The organism is Pseudomonas sp. UBA6276, assembly GCF_002438365.1.
Taxonomy (GTDB): Bacteria; Pseudomonadota; Gammaproteobacteria; order Pseudomonadales; family Pseudomonadaceae; genus Aquipseudomonas; species Aquipseudomonas coleopterorum.
In genome coordinates, this window is record NZ_DJUS01000175.1 from 1 (window position 1) to 8,885 (window position 8,885).

Below are 8,885 nucleotides of genomic sequence, written 5' to 3' on the forward strand. Positions count from 1 at the left end.
TTGTGGCTGGGCGCCGGCATGGCGCTGCTGGGCCTGCTCAGTCTGCTGCGGCCCTGGTACAACGCCACAGCCCCCGCCGCCGCCGCACGCTGAGACCAACTCAGCCTACAGCGGTTTGGCCAATACGCCGGAGGGGGCATGGTCGGCCGCCGACGCTGGGTCGGTCTGATCCAGTTCTCGTGACACCGAAAGACGTTCCTCGGCGATGCGCTGAACCAGATTCAGCGCACGCTCGGCACTGCCCAGCAACGCCAGGATGGCGCCGCGTTCGTCCCAGCCCAGTTTCTGCTCGGGCTGCAGGCAGCGCTCGCGCAGGGCCAGCAGGTCCCTGGCGTGGGCGTTCGGCAGGTAGGTGCCCTGTGGCCCCTTGCGCACGGCCGGCTCGACGATATCGAGAATGGCGTCGACGATTTTCCGCGCATTGGCGCAGAACACCTGGCGCTCGATGCGGCGGGCGATCTGCGACAAGGTCCGGGTCAGGCTTGCGCTGAAGTCTTCTTCCTCGATGAGGCTGGCGAGCAGATTGGTTTGCCGCGCCGTGACATCGTTCTTGAACATCTGCGCGGTGTAACCGCGAATTTCCTGGCTCAGGGTGTCCAGCGCATGCTCATGTTCCGCGGCGTTCTTCAGCGCCTGGGATTGGCCGCGCGCCGCGTCCAGCAGCAGGCCCATGCCCTCGCTGTAGCGGGTCAGTTCCTGGCTGACGGCGGCCACGCCGGTGTTCACATTGGCCAGCGCGGCACGGTCGAGATGACGCGGTACGGCATAGTCCTCCGCGTCGCTGCGGCTGGCGCCGATGCGCGAGAGCACACGCTCGAACACACCGATGAAGGGAAACATCAGCGCCGTGTTGAAGATGTTGAAGCCGATGGAGTATAGCCCCACCGCCACGGGCACCATCGGGAAGCTTTCCTTGCCATCGACCGTACTGGTACGGGTCACGTCCATGCCGAACAGGCCCATGGTCCCTTGCAGGATGTCCATGGACAGAAAGAACAGCGGAAACATCATGGCAACGCCGATGAAGTTGAAGGCGATGTGGGCATAGGCCGCGCGCTTGGCGTTCTTCGACAGGTTGAGCGAGGCCAGCCATGAGGTGACGGTGGTGCCCAGGTCGGCACCGAGGGAGAACGCCACCGCCGTCTGCCAATCCAGAATGCCAGCCGCCCCCAGGCCCATGACGATGCCGATGGTGGCCGACGAGGAATGGATCATGGCAGTGATGCCGGCGGCGGTCAGCACGCAGATGGCCAGGCCGGTGTAGCTGTCGGCGCGCAATCCAGAGATGACCGACATCACTTCCGGCAGTTCGCGCAGGGGTTTGAGCCCGCCGGTCAACAGGTTCAGGCCGTAGAAGATCAACGAGAAACCGATGATGGCAATGGCCAGATGGCGGGTCTTTTCGTTCTTGCTGAAGACATAGACCAGGGCGAACAGCCCGGCGAAGATCAGTCCCAATGGCCCCAGCGGCATGGCGATCAAGCCGTTGCCCAGGGTGGTGCCGATGTTGGCGCCCATGATCACGCTGATGGCCGGCCGCAGCCCGACCACGCCGGCGTTGACCAGCCCGACCGTCATGACGGTCATGGCCGTGCTGGACTGCAGCACGCCGGTGATCACAGTGCCGGCGGCCAGGCCCTTGGCCGGCGTGCCGGCCAGCTTGGCCAGCCAGGCGCGCATGCGGTTGGCCGCCAGGTTGTTGATGCCGTCGGACATGAATTCCAGCCCGAGCATGAAAATGCCCAGGCCACCGATGACAGGGACCAGCAGGTCTTTGAAGATATCGATTTCCATGGCGGCTCTTTGCGGTAGGGAGGATGGCCGGCGCGCCCGGGGTGTGATCCTCGAAGCTAGACATGAAATGTGACATATGGGTGACGCGCGGCCGCCATACCCACTTGCTGCGACCGCCGGTGTAGTGGCCGAGTGCAGCTGAAGCGGCTTACGCCGCTGCTACGAAACACCGCGTTCCCCTGTAGCAGCGGCGCGAGCCGCGTCCGGGGACGACGCGGAGAAGGTGACACACCGCATGGCCAATGACGCGGCTCGCGCCGCTGCTACAGAGGCTTGCGAGTCGCATCCGAGACAACGCGGAGAAACGGACACACCGCATGGCCAATGACGCGGCTCGCGCCGCTGCTACCGAGGCTTGCGAGTCGCGTGCGGGGACGACGTGGGGGGTGGGGCACTGCATTCGCAGTGACGCGGTTGCAGGACATTTTTACCGGGGTGGACGACGCGCGTAGGAAATTTCTGACACAATAGTGCAAACGATTCGCATTATCTTGTCTAGCCAGGAAGCTTTTCATGTCTCGCATGTCCCGTTCGCCGCTCCCCTACCCTCCGCAAAACCTGCTGGCCCTGGCCATCTGCATGGCAACGATCACGCCGGCCCTGGCCGACGACAGCACCGCAAGCCAGCAACAGGCGGCGCCGGGTGTCATCGAACTGGGTGCCAGCGAGATAACGTCGAACGCATTCCAGCTGGGCAGCTACACCGAGGGTTCCCAGTCCTACACCACCGGCAGCATGGCGACGGCTACCAAACTGCCGCTGAGCCCGCGTGAAACGCCCCAGGCGGTGACCGTGATCACCCGCCAGCGCATGGACGACCAGGCCATGACCAGCATCAACGATGCGGTGCGCGCTACCCCTGGCCTGTTCCTCAGCTATGCCAACGGTCCCGGTCGCCAGGCCTATACGGCACGCGGTTTCGACATCGACAACCTGATGTACGACGGCATCCCCAGCGGCTACTCGGGCGTCACCATCGGCGCCCAGCCCAACCTGGCGATGTTCGATCGGGTCGAGGTCGTGCGTGGTGCGACGGGCCTGGTCACCGGTGCCGGCAACCCCTCGGCGGCCATCAACCTGGTGCGCAAACGCCCGCTCGCCGAACAGAAGGTCACCCTGACCGGCGCCGCGGGCAGCCACGACGACTACCGTGGCGAAATCGACGCTTCCAGTCCGCTCAATCAGGCGGGCACGCTGCGCGGCCGGATGGTGGCGTCCTACCGCGACGCCAACAGCTTCATCGATGATGTGGAAGAGGATCACGGCCTGTTCTACGCGGTGACGGAAGCGGATTTGAGTGAAGACACCCTGCTGACCGTGGGTTTCTCTCACCAGAAGGACAAGACCAACTACTTCTGGGGTTCATCGATGATCGGCCAGGACGGCCATCACCTGGACCTGCCCCGCTCGTACAACCCGGGCACCAAATGGGAGAACAAGGACCAGGAGATCAACACAGTGTTCGCTGAAGTGCGCCAGCGCCTGGCCAACGACTGGAATCTGCAGGTCAACGCCAACTACGCCGAGCAGAACGGCCTGTTCTCCGGCTCTTATCAATCGCGCTGGTTCGAAAATACCCTGGCACGTACCGTGTACCAGTCGGCACACGATGAAAACCAGGCTGGCCTCGATGCCTTCGTCAGCGGGCCGTTCCAGGCGTTGGGACGTACTCACGAACTGGTGGTCGGCGCCAGCAGGCGTATCTACGACATGACCACGCACAACTACGATCCCTACGACACCAACTGGCCGATCAACGCCGGCAAGCCGAACTTCACCCATACCGACAACGACCGCGAAGTCACCACCCAGGATGGCCTGTACATGACCACGCGCCTGAGCCTGGCCGACCCGCTGAAGCTGATTCTCGGTGGCCGCCTGGACTGGTACGACTATGACAACCGCGATGGCGAAGGCGACTACAAGGTCACCCGCAATGTCACCCGCTACGCCGGGCTGATCTTCGATCTGGACGACCACCATTCGCTGTATGCCAGCTACAGCGACATCTTTACCCCGCAAAGCGCCCAGGACACCAGCGGCACGCCGGTGCGGCCGATTCAGGGCAAGAACTACGAGATCGGCATCAAGGGCGAGTATTTCGATGGCGCGCTGAATGCCAGCCTGGCGCTGTTCAGGGTCGATCAGGAAAACCGCGCGGTGCAGATCTTCGTCGAGAACTGCCCGCAGCTCAGCTGCTACGAAGCGTCGGGCGAAGTGCGCAGCCAGGGCATCGACTTCGAGCTGCAGGGGGCGCTGACCGAGAACTGGCAGGTGGGCGGTGGCTACACCTACGCGCGGGTACACACGCTCAAGGACAGCGCCAACCCACAGAACGAAAACCAGCGCTACGACACCGACATTCCCGAGCACCTGTTCAAGGTCACCACCACCTACCGCTTCCAGGGCCCGCTGGAGAAACTGCGCGTGGGCGGTACCCTGTCCTGGCAGAGCCGCCTGTACAACGACGTCGACCTGGCCGATGGCGGCAGCTACCGCCTGGAACAGGGCAGCTATGCCGTCACCGACCTGATGGCCGGCTATCAGGTGAGCCGCAACCTGGACTTGCAGATCAACGCCAACAACGTGTTCGACCGCAAGTACTACAACGCCATCGCCACCTCGACCAGCTATGGCGGCGACAGCTACGGCAACCCGCGCAACCTGATGCTGACGGCCAAGTACAGCTTCTGATCGGCAGCCGCGAGCGGGTCGATGGGCCGTACTGGTATCATCGACCCACTTCTCCCCTGGGCCACGCCATGAATCGTCGCAAGAAGATCAAACAGCTGTTGCAAGCACATGCCAAGAAGGCCAGCGCCAAGTTGGCGCCGCAGAGCAAGGACCGTTACATCAGCAAGGCGGACCGTGCGAAGCTGGCGCTCGAGGCCGACAGCGCAAGTCCCGCTGTCGATCAGGCCTGAAGCGGATCGGGCCTGCGCTTCAGAGAAAATGCAGCGGCAAAATCTGGTCGCGCGTCAGCGGCGCCAGTTCGAGCTTTGCTACCGTTGTGGCATCGACCCACAGCGCTTCTTCGATTTCCGCAGCGGGGCTGACCTGGGCCTTGATGCGTACTTGAAAAAGCTCGCAATGCACTTCATGGCCGGGCTCGTTGGCGGCCACGGCTGTGTAGGTACCCAGAAATCTGGCTTCGGCCGGATCCACCGCGATGCCCAACTCCTCCTCCAACTCACGAACCAGTGCCTGGGCAGGCTGCTCGCCCGATTCGATCTTGCCGCCTGGCTGCATGAAGGCACGCGTGTTGCGCTTGCGCACCAGCAACGTTTGCCCTTGCTCGTTGAGCAGCAGTGCGGCAGCGATATGGATGGTGGCGGCCATGGCGTCTCTCCTGAAAAAAGGTGGGCACCATGGCACGCCGTGCATGAGCTGGCAATTGCCACTGGAGAACGTTTGGGGGTGGTTCTCGGTCCTATCGGTACGATCTTCTGGCAGGGCGGTGGACCATGGCGTTGATACCCGATCTATCCGGCAGTGCGTCTGTACTGGTCTGTGGCGCCAGCCAGGGCATCGGCCTAGCGTTGTGCGAGCAGTTGTTGCAGCGTGAAGATGTCGCCCAGGTGTTTGCGGTTTCCCGGCAGGCCACGACCAGCGCCGAGCTGGCGGCGTTGGCTGAGCGCCATGGGCCTCGTCTGGTCAGCCTCGATTGCGATGCGCGCGATGAGCAGGCCCTGCAGCGGCTAGCCGATGCGGTGGCGGCCGATTGCGCTCATCTGCAACTGGTGATCAGCACGCTGGGCATTCTGCATCAGGACGGCGCGCGGCCGGAAAAAGGGCTGGCCCAGCTGGATCTGAGCAGCCTGCAGGCCAGCTTCGCCACCAATGCCTTTGCCCCGGTCCTGCTGCTCAAGCATCTGCTGCCCCTGCTGCGCAAACAGCCCGCCACCTTCGCCGCGCTGTCGGCCAGAGTCGGTTCGATCGGTGACAACCGCTTGGGTGGCTGGTACAGCTATCGCGCCAGCAAGGCGGCGCTCAACCAGCTGTTGCGCACGGCCAGCATCGAGCTCAAGCGTTTGAATCCTGCGGCCACGGTGTTGGCTTTGCACCCTGGCACCACCGACACCCGGCTCTCGCAGCCCTTCCAGGCCAACGTCCCGGCGGGCAAATTGTTCGACCCCAATTTCGCCGCCCGTTGCCTGCTCGAATTGATCGGCCAGCACGGACCGGTGCAAACCGGCAGCTTCTGGGCCTGGGATGGCCAGCCCATACCGTGGTGAATCTGACGCGCCGCATTCGCGCTGCCGCGACAAAACACCATATTCTCCTGTAGCAGCGGCGCGAGCCGCGTCCGGGACCGCCGCAGAGCAACTGACGCACCGCATGCGCAGTGACGCGGCTTGCACCGCTGCTACAGGGGGTTGAGGGACTCGATCCATTGGATGTGTCGGGCCAGTTCGAGGCGTTTGTCGTCGAGTCCGCTTTGGCGAGCGTGGGCCAGGCGTTCGAGGGTGCGGCGCTTGAGGTGCAGCAGGCGTTGCCATTTGGCCAGGAACGCCGGAGTACGCTGGCGCAGCTGCAAGGGTCCGAAAAACAACTCCTGGGGGCTGTAGGTCACCGGTTCGCCGTGATCGGCAACGATGATCTCGTAGTCGAAGCGGTTTTCCCGCAGCACTTCTTCATGCCGGATGCGATAACCATTGTCCATCAGCCACTGGCGCAGATCGCATTCGCCGCCATTAGGCTGCAGGATCAATCGCTCGCCACGGGTCAAATGCGCCCTGCCCGCCTGGAGAATGTCGCGGATGGTTTCCCCGCCCATGCCGCACAAACTCACCGCTGTGATCCGATCGCACGCTTGAATCGCCGCCAGCCCGTCGGCGTGACGCACGTTGATGCAGTGCTCCAGCCCGCTCTCGCGAACGCTGCGCCGGGCCGCCAGAAACGGCGTCTGGGCGACCTCACCGGCAACGGCCTGGGGGATGACACCACGCAGGACCAGCGCCACCGGCAGGTAGGCATGATCCGAACCGATGTCAGCCAGGTGCGCGCCGACGGGGACCTGGGCGGCCACGCGCTCCAGACGATGGGACAAGCTGTGCGGATTCACGAGCGATCGGTTCTCTTGATTGGGCGCGCATTCTGGCGAGCGCGCCCGTGCATTTCAACTCATCCGACAGGGTCCGCAGCAACCTGTGCCGCCAACAGTCGGACGATCCACTCACGGCTGTGGACCAGAGCCCTGTCGGCCATGGGTGTGGGAAAGTGGATGAAACCGTGGGGCGACACCGGTAACAGGCGCAGGTCCACAGGGGCCACCTTGCCCCAGCGTTCGGCCATGAGCAGGGTGTCATCGCGCAGCGGATCCAGCGCCCCGACGAACATCAGCGCGGGGGGCAGGCCTTGCAGGTCACCGTACAGGGGCGATACCACCGGCTGCCGTCGTTGCTGGTCGTCCAGGTCCGGGGTCAGCAGACGCAACGCCTCGACCATGCCCGGACCGTCCAGCACCAGCGTGTCGGGCCCTGCGTTGCGCACGCTGGGGGTGCCGGTCAGGTCGAAGACACCGTAATACAACAGCGCACCGCACACGCGCTGCAGCAACGCGGGCCATTGCTTGAGCTGCAACAGAGTGGCGGCGGCCAGATGCCCACCGGCGGACTCGCCGACGACGATCACCGGCAGGTCGGCAAACTCGGGAAAGCTATCGCCCAACACGCAGCGCGCGGCCACCAGGCAGTCGTCGAGCAGGCCTTGCAGGGGCGTCGAGACAGCCAGGCGATAGTCGACCGAGACCACTGCGACATCACAAGCCTGCACCAGGGCGATGTTGAGGTCATCGTTCATCTGGGCATTGCCGATGACCCAGCCGCCGCCGTGGAAATCCAGCACCAGACCCTTGGGCGGCCGGGATGGCCGCAGGATGCGCACCTTCACCGGGCGAGCATCGGGCAGGCGCAGCAGGCGCTCTTCGATGGCCACGCCATGGCGCACGGGCTTGAGCGAGCTGGCCAACTGCCCTGCACGGAGCAGGGTCTGGATCAGCATCGGGGTGACGCGGTTGCGAATGCGGAACCGCGGCAGGCGGCTCAGGGTCTTGTTGAAGCGCTCTGCCTGCGCGATCTGCGCTGCATCGAACGGCCAGCTTTGCTCGGTCTCCACCAGGGGTGTCCTCATACAGGGGTAGATGTCAGATAGGAGGGTCAGCGCGTGGTGCGGTTCCCCCATGAGCAGATAACGCGATTAGCGACTATGCTGGCCCTCTTGGTGCCCGTCACCGAATACCGTCGGATCGTTGCAATGGATCATCTGAACCGCTTGCGCGGGTCGCTGTTCAAGTCGGTCTGCGCCCTTTTGCTGTACAGTTTGCTCGACACAGTCGCCTGGGCAGCGAGCCCGCGTGCCTTCGATCTGTACATGCCCGAGGCGCCGCCGCTGAGCATGGCCGGCGTCGCAGGCCAGCAAGGCATCGTGGCCGATGCCGCCGGGCAGGCCATGGTGCTGGCGGGCTATCGAATGAACACCCACATACTGCCCTGGCTCAGGGCGCAACGCACGGTGCAGCAAGGCCAGGACATGCTCATCGTGCCCCTGTCGCGCACCCCTGACAGGGAAGCGGCCTACACCTGGATTGCGCCGATCATGAGTATGGACCGGGCGTTTTTCAGCCTCGACCAGCGCGTCGAAAGCTTCGCCCAGGCGCGTCGCACCTATCATCGCATTGCGGTGGGCATGGGCAGTGCGCAGGAACGCAAGCTGTATGACGAAGGATTCGATGCTTCGCAGATCTACCCGCTGCGTATCGGTGAGAATCCGGCGCAGATGCTGCTGCTGGGGCGCGTCGATGCCTGGTTCAATGGGGTGCCCGAGTCGAAATACATCTGGCGGCAGGTGTCTGAACGGCCGTTGCTGATGAGCCCGGTGCTGATGACGTCGGATCTGTATCTGGCCTGTTCGAAGAGCTGTTCGCCGCAGATGGTGCGCAGTCTGCGCGAAGCGGTGCAGACCCTGCATCGCGACGGTTCGATAAAGCGATTGGTGGAGCGATACCTAAGCGCTCCGCTTTGAGCACGGTGGTGCTGCCGAACGCGGTGGGTCAGAACCAACGCGGCGTTCCCGGACGCGGCTTGCGCCGC

The 8,885-nt window shown here is 64.0% G+C and carries 8 protein-coding genes; 4 read left to right on the forward strand and 4 right to left on the reverse strand.

The features are described 5' to 3' along the window. Positions 1-105 precede the first annotated feature (105 nt). Positions 106-1,794, reverse strand: a complete 1,689-nt coding sequence (locus B2V21_RS19680) for a Na/Pi cotransporter family protein (protein ID WP_286917771.1) — start codon at positions 1,792-1,794, stop codon at positions 106-108. Positions 1,795-2,316: 522 nt separating this feature from the next. On the opposite strand from B2V21_RS19680, the gene B2V21_RS19685 reads away from it, so the two are divergent. Together B2V21_RS19685 and B2V21_RS19690 are read left to right on the forward strand one after the other, a co-directional pair. Next, entirely contained in the window at positions 2,317-4,488 is a 2,172-nt protein-coding gene (locus B2V21_RS19685; RefSeq protein WP_376787082.1) for a TonB-dependent siderophore receptor, read from the forward strand. A 68-nt stretch (positions 4,489-4,556) separates the two neighbouring features. Further along, positions 4,557-4,718 carry a DUF2986 domain-containing protein gene (locus tag B2V21_RS19690; protein ID WP_082223545.1) on the forward strand — a complete coding sequence of 54 codons (162 nt, stop codon included), beginning with the start codon at positions 4,557-4,559 and terminating at the stop codon, positions 4,716-4,718. A 19-nt stretch (positions 4,719-4,737) separates the two neighbouring features. Here the strand turns inward: B2V21_RS19690 and B2V21_RS19695 are convergent, their stop codons facing one another. Next, positions 4,738-5,133 carry an NUDIX hydrolase gene (locus B2V21_RS19695; protein ID WP_286917773.1) on the reverse strand — a complete coding sequence of 132 codons (396 nt, stop codon included), beginning with the start codon at positions 5,131-5,133 and terminating at the stop codon, positions 4,738-4,740. 125 nt (positions 5,134-5,258) lie between these two features. Here B2V21_RS19695 and B2V21_RS19700 point away from each other — a divergent pair, with 125 nt between their 5' ends. Further along, positions 5,259-6,029, forward strand: coding sequence for an SDR family NAD(P)-dependent oxidoreductase (locus B2V21_RS19700; RefSeq protein ID WP_286917774.1), 771 nt, complete (start codon positions 5,259-5,261; stop codon positions 6,027-6,029). 131 nt (positions 6,030-6,160) lie between these two features. Here B2V21_RS19700 and B2V21_RS19705 read toward each other — a convergent pair whose 3' ends face one another. Beyond that, on the reverse strand, positions 6,161-6,859 hold the full coding sequence (locus B2V21_RS19705; RefSeq protein ID WP_286917775.1) for a tRNA (adenine(22)-N(1))-methyltransferase: 699 nt from the start codon (positions 6,857-6,859) through the stop codon (positions 6,161-6,163). Between the two features lie 59 nt (positions 6,860-6,918). Then, entirely contained in the window at positions 6,919-7,911 is a 993-nt protein-coding gene (locus B2V21_RS19710) for an alpha/beta hydrolase (protein ID WP_286917776.1), read from the reverse strand. Between the two features lie 138 nt (positions 7,912-8,049). On the opposite strand from B2V21_RS19710, the gene B2V21_RS19715 reads away from it, so the two are divergent. Then, positions 8,050-8,817 carry a substrate-binding periplasmic protein gene (locus B2V21_RS19715; RefSeq protein WP_376787081.1) on the forward strand — a complete coding sequence of 256 codons (768 nt, stop codon included), beginning with the start codon at positions 8,050-8,052 and terminating at the stop codon, positions 8,815-8,817. Positions 8,818-8,885 lie beyond the last annotated feature (68 nt).